This window comes from Roseateles sp. GW821-FHT03B02, from assembly GCF_059421025.1.
The window spans coordinates 62,803-84,771 of sequence record NZ_JBWKUV010000002.1 but is presented as its reverse complement, the minus strand read 5'-3'; the positions used below and the strand labels follow the sequence as shown (position 1 = coordinate 84,771).

Below are 21,969 nucleotides of genomic sequence, written 5' to 3'. Positions count from 1 at the left end.
TGCTTGCCGGCTGGCATGAAGCAGCACCAAGGCCCGCCCCTCGCGGGCCTTTTGCTTTCCGGGCCGCCAGATAATGCGCGCCCCGATGAAAGACGCCGCCAAACCCGACCTCTCCGCCCACACGCCGATGATGGCCCAGTACCTTGGGCTCAAGGCGGACTTCCCGGACACCCTGCTGCTGTACCGGATGGGCGACTTCTACGAAGTCTTCTTTGATGACGCGCGCAAGTGCAATGCGCTGCTGGACATCACGCTGACCCAGCGCGGCCAGAGCGCCGGCCAGCCCGTCATCATGGCCGGCGTGCCGGTGCATGCGCTGGAAAGCTACCTCGCCAAGCTGATCAAGCTGGGCGAGGCAGTGGCGATTGCCGAGCAGGTGGGCGAGGTCGGCGCGAGCAAGGGGCCGGTGGAGCGCAAGGTGGTGCGCGTGGTCACGCCGGGCACCATCACCGACACCGAGCTGTTGGCCGACAAGCAGGACGCCGTGCTGCTCAGCGTCAGCGGCCATGGCCGCAGGCATGGCCTGGCCTGGTTGTCGCTGACTCAGGGCGAGATCGGTCTGGCCGAATGCAGCGACCTGGAGCTGCCGGGCTGGCTGGCGCGGTTGATGCCGGCCGAGATCCTGGTCAACCGCGAACAGCAGCCGGCGGGCGTCATGCGGGCACGCTTCCCGGTGACCAACCGGCCCGGCTGGCAGTTCGACGGCCCCCTGGGTCAGCGCAAGCTCTGCGAGCAGTTGGGCGTGGCCAATCTCCAAGGCTTCAACGCCCATGAACTGGCGCTGGCCCACGCGGCTGCCAGCGCGCTGCTGGCATTCGCCGAGCACACGCAGGGCCGCGCGCTGGCCCATGTGCGTTCGCTGCGCGTGCAACGCGCCGGCGATCTGATGGACCTGCCGCCGGCCACGCAGCGCAATCTGGAGCTGGTGCAGACGCTGCGCGGCGAATCGAGCCCCACCCTCTTCTCGCTGCTCGACACCTGCAAGAGCGGCATGGGCAGCCGCATGCTGCGCCAGTGGCTGCTGCATCCGAAGCGCGAGCGCGGCGAAGCCGTGACCCGCCACGACGCCATCGCCGCCCTGCATGCCGAAGGTTTCGAGCCGCTGCGCGAGGCGCTGAAATCGGTCAGCGACGTCGAACGCATCTCCGCCCGCATCGCGCTGCGCCAGGTGCGTCCGCGCGAGCTGACCGGCCTGCGCGCCACGCTGCAGGCTCTGCCCGCCCTGCGCACCGCCACGCCGGCAGCCCTGCGCGATGCGGCCATGAATCCACCGGCCGACATCCTGGAGCTGCTGGAGCGCGCCATCGCCGCCGAGCCGGCCCTGCTGCCGCGCGACGGCGGCGTCATCGCCGACAAGTTCGACGCCGAGCTGGACGAGCTGCGCGGGATCCAGCAGAACTGCGACGGTTTCCTGCTGGACCTCGAAACCCGCGAGCGCGCCCGCACCGGCATCGCCAACCTGCGCGTGCAGTTCAACCGCGTGCACGGCTTCTACATCGAGGTCACGCAGGGCCAGGTCGAAAAGGTGCCGATGGACTACCAGCGCCGCCAGACGCTGAAGAACGCCGAGCGCTACATCACGCCCGAGCTGAAGGCCTTCGAGGACAAGGCGCTGTCCGCCAACGAGCGCGCGCTGGCACGCGAGAAGCTGCTGTACGAGCAGGTCATCGACGCCCTCATCAGCCGGCTGGAGCCGCTGACGGCCCTGGGCCGGACGCTGGCCGGCCTGGATGCGCTGGCTGCTCTCGCCGAGCGCGCCATCACGCTGAACTGGTGCCGACCGGAGTTCGTCGCCCAGCCCTGCCTGGAGATCGAGGCCGGCCGCCACCCGGTGGTGCAGGCACGCCTGGCCGAGCTAGGTGCCGCCGAGTTCATGCCCAACGACTGCCGGCTCGACGCGCGCACCCGCATGCTGGTCATCACCGGCCCGAACATGGGCGGCAAGAGCACCTTCATGCGCCAGGTGGCGTTGATCGCGCTGTTGGCAGCCATCGGCTCCTACGTGCCCGCGACAAGTTGCCGGCTGGGGCCGATGGACGCCATCCACACCCGCATCGGCGCGGCGGACGACCTGGCCAATGCCCAGTCCACCTTCATGCTGGAGATGACCGAGGGCGCGGCCATCCTGCATTCGGCCACCGACCATTCGCTGGTGCTGATGGACGAGATCGGGCGCGGCACGTCCACCTTCGACGGCCTGGCCCTGGCCTCGGCCATCGCCAGCCATCTGCACGACAAGACCCGCGCCTTCACGCTGTTCGCCACGCACTATTTCGAGCTGACCGAGTTCCCGGCCAAGCACCCGATGGCGCAGAACTGGCACGTCTCGGCCGTGGAGAGTGGCGAGGACATCGTGTTCCTGCACGAGCTTCAGGCCGGACCGGCCAGCCGCAGCTACGGCGTGCAGGTCGCCAGGCTGGCCGGCATGCCCGCCAGCCTGGTGCGTCAGGCGCGCGCGACGCTGGAGGCGCTGGAGGCACGCCAGAACGCGGCCGACGACCAGTTCGACCTCTTCGCCGCCCCGCCCGCGCCGCCGCCGCTGCCCGAACCGAGCGAGCTGCTGCAGGCGCTGGACAAGGTCGATCCGGATGCGCTGTCGCCACGCGAAGCGCTGGAAGCCCTCTACAAGCTCAAGGCACTGGCGAAGTCATGACGAAAACCGTCGTCTTCTCGCACGCCAACAGCTACCCCGCCGGCTGCTACAGAGTGCTGTTCGAACGCTGGCGCGCCGCCGGCTGGCGCGTGGAGGCGCTGGACCGCTTCGGCCACGATCCGCGCTTTCCCGTCACCGGTGACTGGCGCAGGCTGCGCGACCAGTTGCTGCACTTCATCGACACCGAGGTGAAGCCTGCGGGCCAGGTCGCGCTGGTCGGCCACTCGCTGGGCGGGATGGTCAGCCTGCTGGCAGCCTGCCGCCGGCCGGAGCTGGTATCCAGGCTCGTCATGCTGGACTCACCAGTGGTGTCGGGCTGGAAAGCCGCAGCCGTCGCCGTGGCCAAGACGACCGGGCTGATCCACCGCTACGGTCCCTCCAAGATCGCCCGCGAGCGCCGCCATGTGTGGCCGGACCGCGAAGCGGTGCACGCGCATTTCGCGGCGAAGAAGATCTTCGCCCGCTGGGACCCGCGCGTGCTGGCCGACTACATTGCCGCCGGCTTCGAGGAGGCCGAGGAGGGTCAGGTGCGGCTGCGCTTCACGCGCGAGGTCGAGGCCCACATCTACCGCACCCTGCCCCACCATCTGCCGCTGCTGCTGCGCCTGCGCCCGCCGCAATGCCCGGTGGCCTTCGTTGGCGGCACGCGCTCCAGCGAGCTGCGCCAGGCGGGCGCAGCGGCGTCAAGAAAGCTGGCGGGCGAGAACTGGCGCTGGATGGAGGGCTCGCACCTCTTCCCGTTCGAGAAACCGGACGCGACGGCCGACCTTGTGCTGGAGTTGCTGGGGCCCCTTTGACGGGTCTCGTACAATCGTAATTTCCACCTCAGCAGGCTGTTCTGGCCTGCTGCAAGACATGACCAAATACGTCTTCGTCACCGGCGGTGTGGTGTCCTCCCTGGGCAAGGGCATCGCGTCGGCCTCGCTGGCTGCCATCCTCGAATCGCGCGGCCTCAAAGTCACCCTCATCAAGCTGGACCCGTACATCAACGTGGACCCCGGCACGATGTCGCCGTTCCAGCACGGTGAAGTCTTCGTCACCGACGACGGCGCAGAAACCGACCTCGACCTCGGTCACTACGAGCGCTTCATCACGACGCGCATGAAGAAGGCCAACAACTTCACCACCGGCCAGATCTACAAGACGGTGCTGGAGAAGGAACGCCGCGGCGACTACCTCGGCAAGACGGTACAGGTGATCCCGCACATCACCAACGAGATCCAGGAATACATCAAGCGCGGCGCCGAAGGCGTCGACGTGGCCATCGTGGAGATCGGCGGCACGGTGGGCGACATCGAGTCCCTGCCCTTCCTCGAAGCCGTGCGCCAGATGAGCCTGCGCGCCGGCCCCACCAACACGGCATTCGTGCACCTGACCTATGTGCCTTGGATCGCCGCCGCCGGCGAACTGAAGACCAAGCCGACGCAACACACGGTGCAGAAGCTGCGCGAGATCGGCATCCAGCCCGACGCGCTGCTGTGCCGCGCCGACCGCCGCATCCCCGACGACGAGCGCGAGAAGATCTCGCTGTTCACGAACGTGCCCGAGTACGGCGTGATCTCGATGTGGGACGTCAACACCATCTACAAGGTGCCGCGCGTGCTGCACGAGCAGGGCCTGGACCAGCTCATCTGCACCAAGCTGCAGCTCAACACCAAGAGCACGGACCTGAAGCGTTGGGACAACCTCGTCTACGAAGTCGAGAACCCCAAGGAAGAAGTCACCATCGCCATGTGCGGCAAGTACACCGACCTGTCGGACTCGTACAAGTCGCTCAACGAGGCGCTGCGCCATGCCGGCATCCACAACCATGCCGGCGTCAAGATCGAATACGTCGACAGCGAGACGCTGACGCCGGAGACGGTCAGCTCCCTGGCCCAGTACGACGCCATCCTCGTGCCCGGCGGCTTCGGCAAGCGCGGCGTGGAAGGCAAGATCCTGGCCGCCCAGTACGCCCGCGAGCACAAGCTGCCTTACCTGGGCATCTGCCTGGGCATGCAGGTCGCGACCATCGAGTACGCGCGCCACATGGCTGGCCTGGAAGGCGCCAACTCCACCGAGTTTGAGCCGAACACGCCCCACCCTGTGATCGCCCTGATCGACGAGTGGCAAGACGCCGACGGCAGCATCCAGAAGCGCGACGCCAATTCCGACCTCGGCGGCACCATGCGCCTGGGCGCCCAGAGCTCCGACGTCAAGGACGGCACGCTGGCTCACGACATCTACGGGCCCATCGTCACCGAGCGCCACCGCCACCGCTACGAGGCCAACGAGCACTACCTGGACCGCCTGCAAAAGGCCGGCCTCGTCATCTCGGCCATCACGCAGCGCGAGAAGCTCACCGAGATGGTGGAGCTGCCGCGCGCGGTGCATCCCTGGTTCGTCGGCGTGCAGTTCCACCCCGAGTTCAAGTCCACGCCCTGGGGCGGCCACCCGCTGTTCACGGCCTTCATCAAGGCCGCGCTGGACCACAAGCACAAGGCACAGTGATGGATCTCTGCGGCTACCAGGTCGGCCTCGACCGTCCCTTCTTCCTGATCGCGGGCACCTGCTCGATCGAAGGCCTGCAGATCACGCTGGACGTCGCCGGCCGCCTCAAGGAGGCCTGCGACGCACTCGGCATTCCGCTGATCTACAAAGGCTCCTTCGACAAGGCCAACCGCTCGTCCGGCACCTCCAAGCGCGGCGTCGGCATGGAAGCCGGCCTGAAGATCCTCGACGAGGTGCGCCGCCAGACCGGCCTGCCCATCCTTACCGACGTGCATGACGCGAGCCAGGTGGCGGACGTCGCGGCCGTGGTGGATGTGCTGCAGACGCCCGCCTTCCTGTGTCGCCAGACCGATTTCATCCGTGCCGTCGCCCAGAGCGGCAAGCCGGTCAACATCAAGAAGGGCCAGTTCCTCGCCCCCTGGGACATGAAGAACGTCATCGACAAGGCCCGCGCCGCCGCGCGCGAGGTGGGCCTGTCGGAAGACCGCTTTCTGGCCTGCGAGCGCGGCGTGAGCTTCGGCTACAACAACTTGGTCGCCGACATGACCAGCCTGGCCGAGATGCGCAACTCGGGCGCCCCGGTGGTGTTCGATGTCACCCACTCGGTGCAGAAGCCCGGCGGCCTCGGTGGCAGCAGCGGCGGCGCGCGCGAGATGGTGCCGGTGCTGGCCCGCGCCGGCGTAGGCGTCGGCGTGGCGGGCCTCTTCATGGAGACCCACCCCAACCCGGCCGAAGCCTTCAGCGACGGCCCCAACGCCGTACCGCTCAAGCACATGAAGACCCTGCTGGAACAGCTCGTCGCGCTGGACCGCGTCGTCAAGCAGCAGCCGCTGCTGGAGAACGACTTTTCCTGCTGATCGAACCATGCCGTCTGCATACATCCTCGCCAACGTCACCGTCACCAACCCGGCCCAGTACGAGGACTACCGCAAGTTCTCCAGCATCGCCATGCAGGTGCACAAAGCCGAGGTCTGCGTGCGCGGTGGCGCCGTGACGGTGCTGGAGGGCGACTGGACGCCCGAGCGCGTCGTGCTGCTGAAATTCCCTTCGCGCGAAGCGGCCCAGGCCTTCTACGACTCGCCCGAGTACGGCCAGGCCCGCCAGGCCCGCGCCGGGGCCGCCGTGATGCGCATGGTCTTGATCGAAGGGGTCTGAGCCCGCCGATTGATGTGACGCGGTAACGCCCGCTTGGCACACTACCGCCGCCCGAATTTTTCACTTCCTGGAGACACTGAATGAGCGCCATCGTTGACATCGTCGGCCGAGAAATCCTCGACAGCCGCGGCAACCCCACCGTCGAGTGCGACGTGCTGCTGGAGTCCGGCGTCATGGGCCGTGCAGCCGTGCCGTCGGGCGCGTCCACCGGCAGCCGCGAAGCCATCGAGCTGCGCGACGGCGACAAGGCCCGCTACCTGGGCAAGGGCGTGCTGAAGGCTGTCGAGCACATCAACACCGAGATCAGCGAAGCCGTGCTGGGCCTGGACGCCTCCGAGCAGGCCTTCCTGGACAAGACCCTGATCGACCTGGACGGCACCGAGAATAAGAGCCGCCTGGGCGCCAACGCCATGCTGGCCGTGTCGATGGCCGTGGCCCGCGCTGCCGCCGAAGAGTCGGGCCTGCCGCTGTACCGCTATTTTGGCGGCATGAACGGCTGTCAGCTGCCCGTGCCGATGATGAACGTCATCAACGGCGGCGCCCACGCCAACAACAGCCTTGATCTGCAGGAGCTGATGATCATCCCCGTGGGCGCGCCGAGCTTCCGCGAGGCCCTGCGCTGGGGTGCCGAGGTCTTCCACGCGCTGAAGAAGATCCTGCACGACAAGCACATCTCCACCGCCGTCGGCGACGAGGGCGGCTTCGCCCCCAGCGTCGAGAGCCACGAGGCCGCCATCCAGCTGATCCTGCAGGCCATCGACAAGGCCGGCTACACCGCCGGTGAGCAGATCGCCATCGGCCTGGACTGCGCCGCCAGCGAGTTCTACAAGGACGGCAAGTACGTGCTCGAAGGTGAAGGTGGCATCCAGCTGACCGCGGCCGAGTGGACCGACATGCTGGCCACCTGGGTCGACAAGTACCCCATCATCTCCATCGAAGACGGCATGGCCGAAGGCGACTGGGACGGCTGGAAGCTGCTGACCGACCGCCTCGGCAAGAACGTGCAGATCGTCGGCGACGACCTGTTCGTCACCAACACCAAGATCCTGAAGGAAGGCATCGAGAAGGGCATCGCCAACTCCATCCTGATCAAGATCAACCAGATCGGCACGCTGACCGAGACCTTCGCCGCCATCGAGATGGCCAAGCGCGCCGGCTACACGGCTGTCATCTCGCACCGCTCGGGCGAGACCGAAGACAGCACCATCTCTGACATCGCCGTCGGCCTGAACGCCGGCCAGATCAAGACGGGCTCGCTGTCGCGCTCGGACCGCATGGCCAAGTACAACCAACTGCTGCGCATCGAGGAAGACCTGGGCGACGTGGCGGTGTACCCTGGCCGTGCCGCGTTCTACAACCTCCGTTAAGCGTTGAAGGCGCTTGCCCTGGTCCTGGCGGTCTTCCTGGTCGCCATCCAAGCCCAGCTCTGGGTGGGCCGGGGCAGCATTCCCTATGTGGCCCATCTCCGGGAGGAGGTGGCCGCCGCGCAGGCCGACAACGACCAGGCCCGAGCTCGCAACGCCCAGTTGCAGGCCGAGCTGCGTGATCTGCGCGAAGGCCTGGAAATGGTCGAGGAGAAGGCCCGCTTCGAGCTGGGCATGATCAAGTCCGACGAGGTCTTCGTGCCCGTCACGGCTGCCGCGGCATCGAGCGGCAGGCGCTGATGCTCGCCACCGCCTGGGCGGCGCTGCTGGCGCCGGCCTTCACCGCTTTCGGCAGCCCCATCTCCTGGCTGGAACTGGTGGCCTTCGTGCTGGCCGTCTGGATGGTCGTCTGCAACATGCGGGTGCACCTGCTGGCCTGGCCGCTGGCCCTGGTCAGCTCGTTGATGTATTTCGCCCTCTTCGTGGACGGCAAGCTCTACGGCGAGGCCGGCCTGCAGCTCGTGTTCGCGGCGCTGGCGGTCTGGGGCTGGTGGCAATGGCGCTTCGGCCGCACGCGCGAGGGCGACGCGCTGACCGTGCGACGTCTGGGCCTGGCAGGCCTCCTGCGTCCCGTACTCGTCACGCTCGCGGCATGGCCGCTGCTGGGCCTGTTCCTGGCCCGCGCGACCGACAGCCCCCTGCCCTACTGGGACGCCTTCCCCACCGTGGCGAGCCTGCTGGGCCAGTGGCTGCTGGCGCGCAAGTACGAGGAGAACTGGCCGACCTGGATCGTCGTCAACGCGGTCAGCGTCGTGCTGTTCGGCCTCAAGGGCTACTGGCTGACGGTCATCCTTTACGCCGGCTTCATCCCGATGAGCGTCATCGGCTGGCGAGCCTGGAGGCAGGCGACATGAGTCGCATCGTCGCGCTGCTGGGGGCGGAGTGCACCGGCAAGTCCACGCTGGCGCAAGAGCTGGCTGCCCACTTCAAGGCCGGCCTGGTGACCGAATACCTGCGTGAATGGTGCGACGCTCACGGCCGCACGCCGCGGCAGCATGAGCAGGCCCACATCGCCGCCGAGCAGGCTGCGCGCATCGAGGCCATGGCGCGTGAACACGATCTGGTGTTCTGCGACACGACGCCCCTCATCACGGCGCTCTGCAGCGAGCACTACTTCCAGGACGCATCGTTGACCGACGGCGCGCTCGCCTTCCAGCGCCGCTGCACCCTGACCCTGGTGTGCGCGCCCGACCTGCCCTGGCAGGCCGACGGCATCCTGCGCGACGGGCCCGAGGTGCGGGCCGCCTTTGACAGCCGGCTGTGCCGCGCGCTGCGCGACGCCGGCCTGCCCTGGGTGGACGTGGCGGGCGATGCGCCGGACCGCCTGCGCACGGCGATCGCGGCATCTCGCGTCCCCTGATCCGGCGATGACTTCCGGGTGCCGCGGCCGGCCTTCCCAGAATCGGTCGCCCTGTCACTCCTCGTCGCCCCATGCTTCAGCATCGAATCATCCGACCGCTGCTCCGCCTGTGCGCCGCCGCCGCGCTGGCGGCGTCCAGCCTGAGCAGCCCGGCAGCCGAGGACGCTGCGGACATCCACCTGCCCCTGCGTCTTGAAGAAGGCAGCTGGGACGCCGACGTCAGCTTCTTCGAGGACGGCAAACCCAGCGGCCAGACCCGGGGCGTGCAGGTCAACACGCTGCTCACCAACGGCCACTGGATCGTCAACGACTTCCGCATCCCCGCCAGCGGCAGCCTGCCGGCCTACCAGGGCCACGGCGTGTGGGGCTACGACCCCGTCGCCAAGACCTATGTGAACACCTGGGTCGACACCAACGACCGCACCGTACGCACCGACTACGGTTTCTGGCATGCGCCGCAGCAGACCATGGCCTGGTCCAGCAAGCAGAGCGACGGCCAGGGCCACTTCGTCGACTACCGCATGACTGAGGAGTTCAAGGGCGACACGCGCATCTTCACCGTGCACCAGCTGGCCATGGTCACGCCGCGGCCCATCCTACTGCTGCGCATTGTGTTCACGCGCCAGGCAGCCTCGGCTCAGCGCCCCAGCAGCAAGTAGTCGAACAGCTGCGTGCCGCCGGCGCCGCCCAGCGGCACCAAGAGGGCCTTGAGCAGCGGCTGGTCGAAGAAGGGCGCGAAGGCGCCGCCCTGCTCGTTCTCCACCGACGCAATGAGCCGCTTGTAGGGCTCCACCAGATCCGACAGCGGCTTGCCGCTGCCGGCCAGCCAGCGCAGGTCGGCCTGCATGGAAGCCATGGCGTGGCGGCGCGTCGTTTCGGCGGCGCGCTTGAGCAGCACGGTCAAGCCGATCAGCACCGCGATGTAGAAGCTCACGCCGATGGCGATGGCCGGCGTGAGCGACCAGTTGTCGAACAGCCGGCTGCGCGCCACGACCAGCAGCGCCAGCACGACGAAGGGCCCGATGACCAGGCGCGCCACCGGCGCGCTGCGGCGGGCCACGATCTGCACGTCGATCCAGTCGTCCAGCAGCGTGTGCACGGCGAAGCCACCGCCGTCCTTGCTTCGGTCCTCGGGCAGCGCGCAGAAGCGCTGGCCCCACAAGGCCTTGTGCTCCTCGCCCAGGGCCTTGGCGAACATCTCGACGGTGGCCTCGGGGTAGAAACTGCGGCCGGCGTTCATGTGCCGCACGAAGCGCACAAGCAGCACGGTCGAATCGGCCACGGCAACGACCAGCAGAGGCAACAGCAGCAGGATGGCGTAGAGCGTGGCGGTCACCATCTGGCGGTGTTCGTCGCCGCGCACCGGCACCTCGGGGATCTGGCCTTCCGACAGGCACAGGAAGAGCAGCCCGACGCAGCAGATCGTCAGCACGTACCAGACCAGCGTTCGCGCGGCGCGCGGCCGGGCCTCGCCACGCTCGCCGTACTCTTTCCAGAGCTGGTCGAAGTCGCAGCTGTAGCCCACGCCGGGGCGCCAGAACAGCACGCTGACATGGTCGAACCAGCCACTCACCAGCTGGCGCAGGTCGCTGCGCACGACGGGTTTGGCCACGGGTCGCGGCAGGCGCAGCCAGTCGGAGTCGTGCCTGAGCTGGTTGAGCGTGTCCGCCCAGGCCCAGTCCAGCGTCCAAAGGATGGCGAACAGCGCCAGCATATGGATGAGATGGGACGGCCAGGCGCTGACTCCCTCCAGCCAGGCCACCGGCTCGCAGTTGTCGCAGACGAGGTTGCGGCTCCAGCCGCCGGCCGGCCAGGCCAGCCACACCCACACGGCCACCACCAGCAGCACGATGACCAAGTGCAGGCGATCGACACCCGCCGGCTGGTCGGGCGGCAGCGGCTGCTCCCGGCGCGCCTGCAGCAGGGCGGGCAGCACCGCCAGCAGCGCACCGAAGGACGCTAGGCTGGCCAGCAGCAGTGCATGCACGAAGCCGAGCTGGCTGGGCAGCAGGAACTCGATCAGGCTGGCCAGCACATAGGCAAACAGGCCGGCGTGCAGGGCCACCAGGACGATGGAGGTCATGTCCATCTGCGGCTGGTTGTCCATCGTCGGCTCGCGCAGGAAGACGCGACGGGCCTGGCGGATGGCGGGCGTGGACGGCCACACCAGCAGCACGCCGCCCATCACGACGACCATCAACATGGCGAGGCCGCTGCGGCCCGCGCCCGGCGGTGTGGGCCGCGCTTCAAGCGCATAGCCCGACAGCGGCACCGCGCTGGAACGGCCGACCTCGTAGACCGAAGGCTTCTGCAGCGCGGGTTCCAGCGCCTGCCGCTCGTCGCGCTTGCAGGTGTCGCTGCGGCATCCGGCGCGCCGCGCGGCGGCATAGGTGCTGACCTGGTAAATGTCGCGCAGCGGCGGCGTGCCGGCCTGCAGATCCACGCCCGAGGCACCTGCCGGGGGCGGATAGAAGGCCAGCGGCAGGCTGCTGGCCACGACGAGGTTGCGCGTGAAGGCCTGGGTGCGCGGGTGCAGATAGCGCGCGTCCATGTCCGTCGTGAAGAACATGCGGTCGGAGAAATCCTCGTGCAGGGCCTGCAGCACCAGCAGTTTGTCGTGCACGTCGTTGGCGAAGATGCCGATGGCGCCGATGGGCAGCCGGCTCAGGTCGCCCTCGCTGCGCTTGAGCTCGGCGCCCAGGCGGCGCAGGTAGTCGAGCTGGTCACGGCTCTCCGGCCATTCCAGCGGCGCGTTCTTGGGCGGCGCGGCCCCCGCCGCCGCGCCCGACTCCCGTGTCGTCACGCCGTCGATGCCGCGGAAGAAGTAGATGACCTCGATCTTCAGCGGCTGCTCCCTGGAGCGGCCGTCAGGCAGGCGGTAGCGCAGCTCGCTGACGAGCGACTGCGCATACAGCGAATCGCGCTCGGCCACGATGACGACGCGCCTTCCCTCGTGGGGCAGGCGCAGCGTCAGCTCGGTGACGATGCGCTTGATGAGCTCGGCATCCGTGCCGATGGTGCGCACCATCTGCACCGGCCGCACCGGGTTCTCGCCGGTGATGCGGTTGAACTGGTCGGTGACGAAGGACTCCAGCTTCTGGTCGCTGAGCTCGCTGATCATGCTGTTGGGCGCCGTCGAGGCCGAGTTGTAAAACTCGGCCCGGGCCAGCAGCTCGTAGCCTTCCTGCAGGTCGGGCGGCAGGCCGCCGGCGCTGCCGGCCACGCCCGAGTTGCAGCGTGCCGCTGCAGCGCTGGCGGCGGGGCTGGGGATGGTCAGCGCCGCATGCTTGCGGTCGGCAGCGCAGCGCAGGTCCATCAGCGCGGCGCGCAGCGCGTCGGTGGACGACGGACCGATGACGGCCAGGCTGGGCAGGCGCTGGCTGTCCAGGCCCCGCGGTGCCGCAAGGTTGCGGGCCGACCGGCCCATCAGCTGCTGGGTCAGCCGAGCCAGCGCGTCCAGCTTGCGGTTGGGCAGCGAGTTCTCGTCCACCCAAAGCAGTGCGATCTGGCCGTAGCGGCGCGGCTTGTCGCCCTTGCTGTCGCTGTCGGCGTCAGCCTTGCGGCGGTGTTCTGAGCGGGCAGACAGCAGCTCGTAGGGCACGACGAAACTGTCCTTGGCCCGGGCCGCGCGCGCCTGCTTGTCGGCGCCAGCCGGGCCGGAGGCCGCGTCTGCCACCGGGGCGGGCTCCAGCAGACTGAACTCCAGCAGGCTCAGCCGCTCGGCGTTGTCGGGCACATAGTCCTGGGCCAGCAGGCCGGCCAGCGTCGCGTAGCGCAGCCGCCGCCGCGCCTCCTCGGCGCCGACGAAATCGGCCCCCGGCAGCAGGCCCATGACGATGAGGGTGTCGTCCAGGCGCTGGTCGTGGTCGCGGTCGAGCTTGCCGAGCATGCGCTGCGGGTCGCGCACCTCGGCCACGCGGTCGCGGCAGTCGATGTCCAACGTCTGCGAGGTCTGCTTGCGAACGCGCTCGCAGCGCTCGGTGCGCTCGATCTCGTAGCGGCGCAGCGCGGTGAAGGGGTCTTCCCAGAGCCGGGCATTGACGTCGAGGTCGGGATCCAGCGGCGCCTGGGCACGCGCCTTCTCGGCCGGCCGCAGCGGCTCGAAGGCATGCGGCACAAGCTGGGTGCTGGCCACGAAGGCAACCAGCACCGCCGCGCTGGCCCAGGGGAAGCTGCCAAATCCGGCTTTGTCGGCCACTGTCGCCTCCTGGCCCTTGCGGAAAGGGGCCAGGTGCGAAAGTCTCAGCTCGGCGCGGCGGCGTCAATCACTAGGGTCGCGCGCATCCTCAGAAGACATGAGAGCCGTTGCGCAGCGGCTACTGGAGTGTGCCGTCGGCACCATCCGGTTGGCGACCGGCTGGCGTGAACAAGGCGCCCACGTCCACCGCGTCGAAGCGGTAGTGGCGGCCGCAGAAATCGCAGCCGATCTCCACGTCGCCGCGCTCGGCCAGCACGCTGTCCACCTCGTCCCGGCCTAGGCCGCGCAGCATCTGGCCCACGCGTTCGCGCGAGCAAGTGCAGGCGAAGCGCGGCGCCTGGGGCTCGAAGCGCGTCACCTGCTCCTCCCAGAACAGGCGGCGCAGCACCGTGTCGGCATCCAGCGTCAGCAGTTCCTCGGAAGTCAGCGTGCCGGCCAGGATGCTGATGCGGTTGAAGGCGTCCGACAGGCCGATGTCGTCCTCGTTCTTGCGGCCTTCGAGGTTGCCCTCGCCCTCCACCGGCAGGCGCTGGATCAGCAGGCCGGCGGCCATGTCGCCGTTGGCGGCCAGCACGAGCTTGGTGTCCAGCTGCTCGGACTGCAGCATGTAGTGCTCCAGCACCTCGCTGACCTTCTGCAGCGGCTCGCGCTGGTCGCCGTGCAGGGGCACGACGCCCTGGTAGGGCTGCTGGCCGGGCAGCTTGTCCTTGGGGTCCAGCGTGATGGCGCAGCGGCCTTGGCCATGCAGATTGACCATGGCCTCAAGCGCCGCGCCAGGCTCCACCGCACCGACGCACTTGGCCGTGGCGCGAAAGGCCAGGTCCGGCTGCACCTCGGCCACGGCCAGCTTGACCGGGCCGTCGCCGAAGATCTGCAACACCACGGCGCCGTTGAACTTGATGTTGGCCTGCATCAGCACGGCCGCAGCGCTCATCTGGCCGAGCAGATCGCGCAGCTCGGGCGGGTATTCCTGGCCGGGCTCGCGGCGGCTCAGCACCTCGCGCCAGGCGTCGGTCAGGCGCACCAGCATGCCGCGCACCGGTAGGCCGTCGAACAGGAATTTGTGCAGTTCGCTCATCGGATCTTCTTCAGGCCGGCCGCGTAACGGCGGCCGTTGTTGACGTAGTGGGCAGCGCTCGCCTTGAGCCCCGCGATCTGGGCTTCAGTCAGCTCGCGCACCACCTTGGCCGGGGCGCCGACGATCAGCGAGCCGTCGGGAAATTCCTTGCCCTCGGTCACCAGCGCGCCGGCGCCGACGACACAGTTGCGGCCGATGCGTGCGCCATTCAAGACCACGGCCCCGATGCCGATAAGGCTTTCGTCACCGACCGTGCAGCCGTGCAGCATGACCTGGTGGCCCACCGTCACGTTCTCGCCGATGACGAGCGGGAAGCCGGTGTCGGCATGCAGCACCGAGCCGTCCTGGATGTTGCTGCCTGCTCGAACAGTCAGCGTGTCGCTGTCGCCGCGCAGCACGGCGTTGAACCAGATGCTGACGTTCTCGCCCAGCGTCACGCGGCCGATGACTTCAGCGCTGTCGGCGACGAAAGCCGTCTCGGCCACGTCGGGGATGTGCTCGTCGAGCTGGTAGATCGCCATCGCGGGCCTCCCGTCAAAACCCGTGATTCTAAAATTGCACCGATGTCCGAACTCCGCCTGGCCACGCTCGGCCCCCTGCTGATCGCCGACGCGCCTGCCAAGGCCGCCGCCACGCTGGCCCTGCCCGGCAGCCTGCCCGTGGACGCAAGCGCCGTCATCGGCGCGCCTGCCGGCATCCCCGGCCGCCCTGCCCGCCCGCGGCTGGTCGAGCACATCACGCTCAAGCCCCCGTCGATGCGCACGCCCGCCGGCATCTCGGCCCTGGTGCACGCCATTGCCCACATCGAGCTCAACGCCATCGACCTGGCGCTGGACATCTGCTGGCGCTTCCCCGGCATGCCCGAGGCCTTCTACCGCGACTGGCTGCGCATCGCCCAGGAGGAGGCGACCCACTTCACTCTGCTGCGCAACCACCTGCTGACGCTGGGTTTCGACTACGGCGACTTCGACGCCCACAACGCTCTGTGGGACATGGCCGAGCGCACCAAGCACGACCTGCTGGCCCGCATTGCCCTCGTGCCGCGCACGCTGGAGGCGCGCGGCCTGGACGCCTCGCCCGCCGTCCGCGCCAAGCTGGTCGGCGCGGGCGACAAGAAGGCTGGCGAGATCCTGGACATCATCCTGCGCGACGAGATCGGCCATGTGGCTGCCGGCAACCGCTGGTACCGCTTCCTGTGCACGCAGCGCGGGCTGGACCCGATCGCGACCTATGCCGAACTGGCCGAGCGCCACCAGGCGCCCAGGCTGCGCGCGCCCTTCAACCTGGAAGCCCGCCGCGCCGCCGGCTTCGACGAGGCGGAGCTCGCCGCCCTCGCCAACCCATGACCCGTCTTCAAGCCAACCTCCTGCTCACCTTCGTCGCGCTGATCTGGGGCTCGGCCTTCGTCGCCCAGAACCTCGCGATGGCCCACGTCGGCCCCATGCTGTTCACCGGCGTGCGCTTCCTGGTCGGCTCGGCCGTCGTGCTGCCGCTGGCCTGGCTGGAGTGGCGCCGCCTGGCCCGCGAAGGCCGGCCCCTGTCGAAGCTGGACGGCTGGCACATCGCCGGCCTGGGCCTATTGATGATGCTGGGTGCGGCCATGCAGCAGATCGGCATCCAGTTCACCAGCGTCACCAATGCCGGTTTCCTCACCGCCATCTACGTACCGCTGGTGCCCGTGCTGGCCTGGCTGCTGCTGCGGCACGTGGCCCACTGGTCGGTCTGGCCGGCCGCTGCGGGCTGCCTCGTCGGCGCCTTCTTGCTGTCGGGCGCGCATGAGCTGAGCATCGGCCTGGGCGACCTCTGGGTGCTGGGCTCGGCCATCCCCTGGGCCGTGCATGTGCTGATGGTGGGCCGCTGGGCCGACCGCATGGGCGCGCCTTTCCTCGTGGCCAGCGGCCAGTTCGCGGTCTGCGGCGTGCTGTCACTGATCGCCGCGTGCTTCACCGAGCCTCTGCGCTGGGCCGGCGTGGCTGACGCGGTAGGACCGATTGCCTACACCGGCGTGCTGTCGGTCGGCGTGGCCTTCACGGCCCAGGTCGTGGCCCAGCGCTACGCGCACGCGGCGGACGCCGCCATCATCCTGTCGGCCGAGACGCTGTTCGCCGCCGGCTTCGGCTATCTGCTGCTCGGCGAGCGGCTGAACACCACGGGCCTCGTCGGCTGCGGCCTGATGCTCGCCTGCATCCTGCTCGTGCAGCTCATGCCGCTGGTGGGAACCCTGAGGCGCCGGCAAATTCTGACCACCCCGTCAAATTAGCTTTTAGACTTTGGGGCAACGCTGCACAGGAGCCCCGCATGAGCGCTGACGTTTCCAAGCTTGACGCCTACTGGATGCCCTTCACGGCCAACCGGCAGTTCAAGCAGTCGCCCCGCCTGCTGACCCAGGCCGACGGCATGTTCTTCCGCGACGACAAGGGCCGCGAGATCCTCGACGGCATCGCCGGCCTGTGGTGCGTCAATGCGGGCCACAACCGCACGAAGATCGTCCAGGCCATCCAGGCCCAGGCCGCCGAGCTGGACTTCGCGCCGCCCTTCCAGATGGGCCACCCCAAGGCTTTCGAGCTGGCCGAGCGCCTCGCCCAGATCGCGCCGGCCGGCATGAACCGCGTGTTCTTCACCAACTCCGGCTCCGAGTCCGTCGAGACGGCGCTGAAGATGGCCATCGCCTACCACCGCGTGCGCGGCGAGGGCGCCCGCACCCGCCTCATCGGCCGCGAGCGCGGCTACCACGGCGTTAACTTCGGCGGCATCTCGGTGGGCGGCATGGTGGCCAACCGCAAGATGTTTGGCAGCCTGCTGGCGGGTGTGGACCACATCCGCCACACCCACGACCCGGCGCGCAACGCCTTCTCGGTGGGCATCCCCCAACATGGGGCCGAGTTCGCGGACGACCTGGAACGCCTGGTGCAGTTGCACGACGCTTCAACAATCGCCGCCGTCATCGTCGAGCCCGTTGCGGGCTCCACCGGCGTGCTGATCCCGCCCCAGGGCTATCTGCGGCGCCTGCGCGACATCTGCGACAAGCACGGCATCCTGCTGATCTTCGACGAGGTCATCACCGGCTTCGGCCGCACCGGCAGCCCCTTCGGCGCCCAGACCTTCGGCGTCACGCCCGACCTGATGACGGTGGCCAAGGGCATCACCAACGGCTGCGTGCCCATGGGCGCGGTCTTCGCGCAGCAGAAGATCCACGACGCCTTCATGACGGGCCCGGAGCACCTCATCGAGTTCTTCCACGGCTACACCTACTCGGCCCACCCGCTGGCCTGCGCGGCCGGCATCGCCACGCTGGACACCTACGCCGACGACGACCTGCTGACCCGCGCCACGCGCATGCAGGACGAATTTGCCAAGGCCCTGCACTCCCTGCGTGATGAACCCAACGTCATCGACGTGCGAAACATCGGCTTGGTCGGCGGCATCGAACTCAAACCGCTGGACGGCCAGCCCGCCAAGCGCGCCTTCAACGTCTTCCTCGACTGCTGGGACAAGGGCCTGCTGATCCGCACGACGGGCGACACCATCGCGCTGTCGCCGCCGCTCATCATCGAGAGCAGCCACATCGAACGCATCATCGACACCCTGCGCGGCGCCTTGCGACGGGCTGTCTGACCCACTGCCCCACGGCGCGCTGCGACTAGACTGCGCCGCCCCGCGGTTCCAAGCCGCCCCGAGGAAGCCGATGAAGTTGTTTGCCCGTTGCGCCGCCGGCGCTGCCCTGTCCGCAGCCCTTTCGCTGATCGCCCTGCCCGGCGTTGCCCAGACCCTGAACTACCTCGGCCAGCAGATCGTGCCGACGAGCGCCAGTTTCCGCGGCCTGCCCGTGGGTGGCCTGTCCAGCATCGACTACGTCCCGGCGACCGGGCGCTACCTGGCCATCAGCGACGACCGCAGCGACCGCGGCCCGGCCCGCTACTACGAACTGGCCCTGGACCTGACCAAGTTCCGCCGCAACGCCAACCCCGGCGACTCGGGCGTCACCTGGGTCAACATGACGACCATCCTCGACCTTGACGGCCAGCCCTTCGGCCGCAACATGGTCGACCCCGAAAGCCTGCGCCTGGATACGCGCCGCAACCTCATCTACTGGAGCAACGAGGGCCAGCGCACCTCGGGCGCCATGCAGAACCCGACCGTGCGCCGTATGACCATCGACGGCAAGCCGGCCGGCGAGTTCCCGGTGCCGGGCTACTACAACCCCTCGGGCAGCGCCGCCGGCATCGCCGCCGGCGACGTGGGCGTCTACAACAACCTCGCCTTCGAGAGCATCGCCATCACGCCCGACGGCAAGACGGTCTGGACCATGACCGAAAACGGCCTGGCCCAGGACAGCCTGCCCACGGCCGTCGGCCGCGGCAGCCGCGCCCGCATGCTGTCCTTCGATCTCGACACCGGCAAGGCCGGCGCCGAATACGTCTACGAGGTCGGCCCCGTGCCTTTCCCGCCGGCACGCCAGGGCGACTTCGCCACCAACGGCGTGCCCGACATGCTGGCCCTGTCCTCGCACGAGTTCCTCGTCATCGAGCGCGCCTTCGCCGTCGGTGCCCAAACGCCCGGCGTCGCCGCGCTGACCAAGCAGCCCACCAGTAACACCATCAAGCTCTTTCTCATCGACACCCGCGGCGCCACCGACGTGTCGGGCTGGCCCAGCATCAAGGGCCGGGACGTCGTGCCGGTGAAGCGCACCATGCTGCTGGACCTGTCCTCGCTGAGAAACGACGACGGCAGCGTGCTGGCGCTGGACAACATCGAGGGCATCAGCTTCGGCCCGATGGTCGACGGCAAGCGCACGCTGATCCTGGTGTCCGACAACAACTTCAACCCGGCCCAGTTCACGCAGTTCATCGCGCTGACGATTGACGGCGCCCTGCCCTGATGCATCCGGTTCCCTGGCGCGCGTATGCGCTGCTGGCCGCCAGCACCAGCCTGGTCGGCAGCTACGTGGGCCTGTCCAAGCTGCTCGTCGCGGCCTTTCCCGTCTTCCTGCTCGCCGGCCTGCGCTTCGGCTTCGCGGCGCTGCTGATGCTGCCCTGGCTGAAGAAGCCGGCACACGAGGCGCCGCTGGACTCGCGCTCAAGGGGGCTGCTCTTCCTCGAATCCTTCCTCGGCAACTTCCTGTTCTCGATCTGCATGCTGTTCGGCCTGCGGCAGAGCTCGGCCGTCGTGGCCGGGGTCGTCATGGCCGGCATTCCGGCGGCCGTCGCGCTGCTCAGCCGGGCCTTCCTGCGCGAGCGCCTCAGCGGCCGCGTGCTGGCCGGGATTGCCTGCGCGGTGGGTGGCATCGCCCTGGTGGCCACCGGCAAGCAGGGCGGTGCCGAGACGACGCCGCTGGGCGCCCTGCTGCTGCTCGCGGCCGTGTTCTGCGAGGCCTGCTACGTCGTCATCGGCAAGAAGCTGACCGCCGACCTCGGCCCCAAGCGCATCAGCGCGCTGATCAACCTCTGGGGCCTGGCCCTCGTCGCACCGCTAGCCATCTGGCAGGCCCTGAGCTTCGACTTCGGCGCGCCGCGCCCGCTCGACTGGGCCCTGCTGGGCTATTACGCGGCCACGGCCAGCGTCATCACCGTCTGGCTGTGGATGGCCGGCCTGCAGGGCCTGCCCGCAGCCAAGGCCGGTGTCTTCATGGTCTTCCTGCCCATCAGCACGGCGCTGATCGGCCTGCTGCTCGGCGAGAGCATCTCGCTGCTGCAGGCCATCGCCTATGGCCTGGCCTTATTGGGCGTGCTGCTGGCGACATGGCCCGCGCGCGCCGCGCCTCGTTAGCATGTCGGGATGTCTCTGCAAGCCGACCTCGCGCGCTGGCGCGAGCACCTGATCCGTTTCGCCGCGCTGCTGGGCAACCCGCCCGACCGCAGCGCTCCCACGGAGCCCGAACTGGCGCCTGGCCTCTGCCTGATCTTCGCCCCTCACCCGGACGACGAATGCATCGTCGGGGCGCTGCCGCTACGGCTGCAGCAGGAGGCCGGCTGGCGCGTCGGCAACGTCGCCGTCACGCTGGGTAGCAACCCCGGGCGCCGCGCGTCACGCTGGGCCGAACTGCAGGACGCCTGCGGCGTGCTGGGATTCGACTGCATCCGCGTCGGTGACGACGGCCTGAGCGACGTGCGCGCCGACACCGCCGAGCGCGAACCCGCGCTGTGGGCCACACATGTAGCGGCCATCGCCGCGGTGCTGGCCGAGCACCGCCCCGCCCTCGTGCTGGCGCCTCATGCGCTGGACGACAACCCCAGCCACCGCGGCGTCTACCGCCTCGTCGCCGAGGCGCTCGGCGCGGCGCGGCTGGACACCGTGCTGGCCCACACGGAATTCTGGTCCACACAGTCGGCGCCCAACGCCCTCGTGCAGACCAACATCGCCGACACGGCCCGGCTGATCGCCGCGCTGGAACGTCATGCCGGCGAGATCGAGCGCAACCCCTACCACCTGCGCCTGCCGGCCTTCCTGGCCGACGCGGTGCGCCGCGGCGGCGAGCTGGTGCTGGGCGCCGGCGAGGCGGCGCCCGATTTCGCCTTCGCAACCCTTTACCGCCTCGTGGCCTACCGCGCCGGCCAGCCCGCCGCCGAACTGCCGCGCCGCGTCTTCCCTGCCGACCAGGCCTTGTCTTCAGCCCTTCTCAAGCCATGACCCAGCCCACTCACCTCCGCGTCCACCAGTTCGCCGGCCTGCAAACCGGGCCACGCCTGCTCGTCACCGGCGCCGTGCACGGCAACGAGATCCACGGCACCAAGGCCATGACCGAGATCATTCGCCAGCTCGATGCCGGCGAGCTGACGCTGCTGCGCGGCACGCTGACGCTGCTGCCCGTTGTCAACCCGCTGGCCCACCAGCTCGACCGCCGCGAGGGGGACCGCAACCTCAACCGCAACCTGCGCCCGGTCGTCATCGCGCACGACTTCGAGGACCGGATCGCCCGGGTGCTGTGCCCGCTGATCGCGCAGCACGACGGCATCCTCGACCTGCACAGCTTCCAGGGCAACGGCCCGGCCTTCGCGATGATCGGCCCGCGCGACAACACGGGCGAGCTGGAGCCTTTCTCGCAGGAAGCCACCGAATCGGCCCTCGCCGCCCGCCTGGGCGTGGGCCGCATCGTCGAGGGCTGGCTGTCCACCTACGCTTTGGGCCTGCAGCGCCGCCAGCAGCGCGAGCACGACGGCTCGCGCCGCGCGACGCTGATCAGCGACCCCCACTACGGCGTCGGCACCACCGAGTACATGCGCTCCACGGGCGGCTGGGCCATCACGCTGGAATGCGGCCAGCACCTGGACCCGAACGGCCCCGCGGTCGCCCGGCTGGCCATCCTGCGCACGCTGGTCTTCCTGGGCATGCTCGACGAGAGCGCCGTGGAACCCCACCGCCCCACCCAGCCGCCTGAGTTGCTGCAGCTCTACGACGTGATCGACCGCGAGGACATGGGCGACCAGTTCGAGCGCGAGTGGGCCAGCTTCGATGCCATCGCCAAGGGCCAGAAGATCGGCACGCGCGCCAGCGGCGCGGCAGTCCTGGCGCCCGGCGAGGGCCGCATCGTCTTCCCCAACGTGAAGTCGCAGCCGGGCACGGAGTGGTTCTACCTGGCGCGGCCGAGCGATCGCAAGCTGGGCTGAGACGCGT

General features: G+C 69.0%; 20 protein-coding genes. 17 read left to right on the top strand and 3 right to left on the bottom strand.

Annotation, left to right across the window (positions count from 1 at the left end):
• Window positions 1-85 precede the first annotated feature (85 nt).
• The 10 genes from mutS to AC07VX_RS06570 all read left to right on the top strand — a co-directional run bounded on the left by mutS (window position 86) and on the right by AC07VX_RS06570 (window position 9,741).
• A complete protein-coding gene (mutS, locus tag AC07VX_RS06615; protein ID WP_493163943.1) occupies window positions 86-2,653 on the top strand; it encodes a DNA mismatch repair protein MutS in 2,568 nt (855 codons plus the stop codon).
• Complete coding sequence (locus AC07VX_RS06610; RefSeq protein WP_493163941.1) at window positions 2,650-3,450, top strand: alpha/beta fold hydrolase; 801 nt, start codon at window positions 2,650-2,652, stop codon at window positions 3,448-3,450. The genes mutS and AC07VX_RS06610 overlap by 4 nt, the downstream gene beginning before the upstream one ends.
• 58 nt (window positions 3,451-3,508) lie before the next feature.
• Window positions 3,509-5,143 carry a CTP synthase gene (gene pyrG / locus AC07VX_RS06605; protein ID WP_493163940.1) on the top strand — a complete coding sequence of 545 codons (1,635 nt, stop codon included), beginning with the start codon at window positions 3,509-3,511 and terminating at the stop codon, window positions 5,141-5,143.
• Window positions 5,143-6,000: a 3-deoxy-8-phosphooctulonate synthase gene (kdsA, locus tag AC07VX_RS06600; RefSeq protein WP_493163939.1), complete on the top strand. Its 858-nt coding sequence runs from the start codon at window positions 5,143-5,145 to the stop codon at window positions 5,998-6,000. The genes pyrG and kdsA overlap by 1 nt, the downstream gene beginning before the upstream one ends.
• 7 nt (window positions 6,001-6,007) lie before the next feature.
• Window positions 6,008-6,298 (top strand): DUF1330 domain-containing protein, encoded by a 291-nt coding sequence (locus tag AC07VX_RS06595; RefSeq protein WP_493163937.1) that lies wholly within the window; start codon window positions 6,008-6,010, stop codon window positions 6,296-6,298.
• A gap of 80 nt (window positions 6,299-6,378) precedes the next feature.
• A complete protein-coding gene (eno, locus tag AC07VX_RS06590; protein ID WP_493163935.1) occupies window positions 6,379-7,665 on the top strand; it encodes a phosphopyruvate hydratase in 1,287 nt (428 codons plus the stop codon).
• A 3-nt stretch (window positions 7,666-7,668) separates the two neighbouring features.
• On the top strand, window positions 7,669-7,962 hold the full coding sequence (locus tag AC07VX_RS06585) for a septum formation initiator family protein (RefSeq protein ID WP_493163933.1): 294 nt from the start codon (window positions 7,669-7,671) through the stop codon (window positions 7,960-7,962).
• Complete coding sequence (gene pnuC / locus AC07VX_RS06580; protein WP_493163931.1) at window positions 7,962-8,576, top strand: nicotinamide riboside transporter PnuC; 615 nt, start codon at window positions 7,962-7,964, stop codon at window positions 8,574-8,576. Before AC07VX_RS06585 ends, pnuC begins: the two co-directional genes overlap by 1 nt.
• The gene (locus AC07VX_RS06575; RefSeq protein WP_493163929.1) at window positions 8,573-9,082 is read left to right on the top strand and encodes an AAA family ATPase; all 510 of its coding nucleotides are present in this window, start codon (window positions 8,573-8,575) and stop codon (window positions 9,080-9,082) included. The genes pnuC and AC07VX_RS06575 overlap by 4 nt, the downstream gene beginning before the upstream one ends.
• Window positions 9,083-9,153: 71 nt before the next feature.
• Window positions 9,154-9,741, top strand: coding sequence for a DUF1579 family protein (locus AC07VX_RS06570; RefSeq protein ID WP_493163927.1), 588 nt, complete (start codon window positions 9,154-9,156; stop codon window positions 9,739-9,741).
• Here AC07VX_RS06570 and AC07VX_RS06565 read toward each other — a convergent pair.
• The 3 genes from AC07VX_RS06565 to AC07VX_RS06555 all read right to left on the bottom strand — a co-directional run bounded on the left by AC07VX_RS06565 (window position 9,720) and on the right by AC07VX_RS06555 (window position 14,879).
• Window positions 9,720-13,280, bottom strand: coding sequence for a hypothetical protein (locus tag AC07VX_RS06565; RefSeq protein ID WP_493163925.1), 3,561 nt, complete (start codon window positions 13,278-13,280; stop codon window positions 9,720-9,722). The genes AC07VX_RS06570 and AC07VX_RS06565 overlap by 22 nt on opposite strands.
• Window positions 13,281-13,398: 118 nt before the next feature.
• A complete protein-coding gene (gene hslO, locus AC07VX_RS06560) occupies window positions 13,399-14,358 on the bottom strand; it encodes an Hsp33 family molecular chaperone HslO (protein WP_493163923.1) in 960 nt (319 codons plus the stop codon).
• Complete coding sequence (locus AC07VX_RS06555) at window positions 14,355-14,879, bottom strand: gamma carbonic anhydrase family protein (RefSeq protein ID WP_493163922.1); 525 nt, start codon at window positions 14,877-14,879, stop codon at window positions 14,355-14,357. Before AC07VX_RS06555 ends, hslO begins: the two co-directional genes overlap by 4 nt.
• 42 nt (window positions 14,880-14,921) lie before the next feature.
• On the opposite strand from AC07VX_RS06555, the gene AC07VX_RS06550 reads away from it, so the two are divergent.
• From AC07VX_RS06550 to AC07VX_RS06520, 7 genes are all read left to right on the top strand, one after another.
• Complete coding sequence (locus AC07VX_RS06550; protein WP_493163921.1) at window positions 14,922-15,704, top strand: ferritin-like domain-containing protein; 783 nt, start codon at window positions 14,922-14,924, stop codon at window positions 15,702-15,704.
• Window positions 15,701-16,618 (top strand): DMT family transporter, encoded by a 918-nt coding sequence (locus AC07VX_RS06545; RefSeq protein ID WP_493163920.1) that lies wholly within the window; start codon window positions 15,701-15,703, stop codon window positions 16,616-16,618. Before AC07VX_RS06550 ends, AC07VX_RS06545 begins: the two co-directional genes overlap by 4 nt.
• A 38-nt stretch (window positions 16,619-16,656) precedes the next feature.
• Window positions 16,657-17,973, top strand: a complete 1,317-nt coding sequence (gene aptA / locus AC07VX_RS06540) for an omega-aminotransferase AptA (RefSeq protein WP_493163919.1) — start codon at window positions 16,657-16,659, stop codon at window positions 17,971-17,973.
• Between the two features lie 70 nt (window positions 17,974-18,043).
• Window positions 18,044-19,237: an esterase-like activity of phytase family protein gene (locus AC07VX_RS06535; RefSeq protein ID WP_493163918.1), complete on the top strand. Its 1,194-nt coding sequence runs from the start codon at window positions 18,044-18,046 to the stop codon at window positions 19,235-19,237.
• Window positions 19,237-20,124, top strand: a complete 888-nt coding sequence (locus AC07VX_RS06530) for a DMT family transporter (protein ID WP_493163917.1) — start codon at window positions 19,237-19,239, stop codon at window positions 20,122-20,124. The genes AC07VX_RS06535 and AC07VX_RS06530 overlap by 1 nt, the downstream gene beginning before the upstream one ends.
• Before the next feature lie 9 nt (window positions 20,125-20,133).
• Entirely contained in the window at window positions 20,134-20,985 is an 852-nt protein-coding gene (locus tag AC07VX_RS06525; protein ID WP_493163916.1) for a PIG-L deacetylase family protein, read from the top strand.
• Complete coding sequence (locus AC07VX_RS06520) at window positions 20,982-21,962, top strand: succinylglutamate desuccinylase/aspartoacylase family protein (protein WP_493163915.1); 981 nt, start codon at window positions 20,982-20,984, stop codon at window positions 21,960-21,962. The genes AC07VX_RS06525 and AC07VX_RS06520 overlap by 4 nt, the downstream gene beginning before the upstream one ends.
• Window positions 21,963-21,969: the final 7 nt, after the last annotated feature.

Excerpts from the sequence above, each read along its gene's own strand:
- aptA (WP_493163919.1), top strand. The coding sequence starts at position 16,657 with ATGAGCGCTGACGTTTCCAAGCTTGACGCCTACTGGATGCCCTTCACG.
- mutS (WP_493163943.1), top strand. The coding sequence starts at position 86 with ATGAAAGACGCCGCCAAACCCGACCTCTCCGCCCACACGCCGATGATG.
- AC07VX_RS06595 (WP_493163937.1), top strand. The coding sequence starts at position 6,008 with ATGCCGTCTGCATACATCCTCGCCAACGTCACCGTCACCAACCCGGCC.
- AC07VX_RS06575 (WP_493163929.1), top strand. The coding sequence starts at position 8,573 with ATGAGTCGCATCGTCGCGCTGCTGGGGGCGGAGTGCACCGGCAAGTCC.
- pyrG (WP_493163940.1), top strand. The coding sequence starts at position 3,509 with ATGACCAAATACGTCTTCGTCACCGGCGGTGTGGTGTCCTCCCTGGGC.
- pnuC (WP_493163931.1), top strand. The coding sequence starts at position 7,962 with ATGCTCGCCACCGCCTGGGCGGCGCTGCTGGCGCCGGCCTTCACCGCT.
- AC07VX_RS06550 (WP_493163921.1), top strand. The coding sequence starts at position 14,922 with ATGTCCGAACTCCGCCTGGCCACGCTCGGCCCCCTGCTGATCGCCGAC.
- AC07VX_RS06555 (WP_493163922.1), bottom strand. The coding sequence starts at position 14,879 with ATGGCGATCTACCAGCTCGACGAGCACATCCCCGACGTGGCCGAGACG.
- AC07VX_RS06545 (WP_493163920.1), top strand. The coding sequence starts at position 15,701 with ATGACCCGTCTTCAAGCCAACCTCCTGCTCACCTTCGTCGCGCTGATC.
- hslO (WP_493163923.1), bottom strand. The coding sequence starts at position 14,358 with ATGAGCGAACTGCACAAATTCCTGTTCGACGGCCTACCGGTGCGCGGC.
- eno (WP_493163935.1), top strand. The coding sequence starts at position 6,379 with ATGAGCGCCATCGTTGACATCGTCGGCCGAGAAATCCTCGACAGCCGC.
- kdsA (WP_493163939.1), top strand. The coding sequence starts at position 5,143 with ATGGATCTCTGCGGCTACCAGGTCGGCCTCGACCGTCCCTTCTTCCTG.
- AC07VX_RS06525 (WP_493163916.1), top strand. The coding sequence starts at position 20,134 with ATGTCTCTGCAAGCCGACCTCGCGCGCTGGCGCGAGCACCTGATCCGT.
- AC07VX_RS06610 (WP_493163941.1), top strand. The coding sequence starts at position 2,650 with ATGACGAAAACCGTCGTCTTCTCGCACGCCAACAGCTACCCCGCCGGC.
- AC07VX_RS06520 (WP_493163915.1), top strand. The coding sequence starts at position 20,982 with ATGACCCAGCCCACTCACCTCCGCGTCCACCAGTTCGCCGGCCTGCAA.
- AC07VX_RS06530 (WP_493163917.1), top strand. The coding sequence starts at position 19,237 with ATGCATCCGGTTCCCTGGCGCGCGTATGCGCTGCTGGCCGCCAGCACC.
- AC07VX_RS06535 (WP_493163918.1), top strand. The coding sequence starts at position 18,044 with ATGAAGTTGTTTGCCCGTTGCGCCGCCGGCGCTGCCCTGTCCGCAGCC.
- AC07VX_RS06570 (WP_493163927.1), top strand. The coding sequence starts at position 9,154 with ATGCTTCAGCATCGAATCATCCGACCGCTGCTCCGCCTGTGCGCCGCC.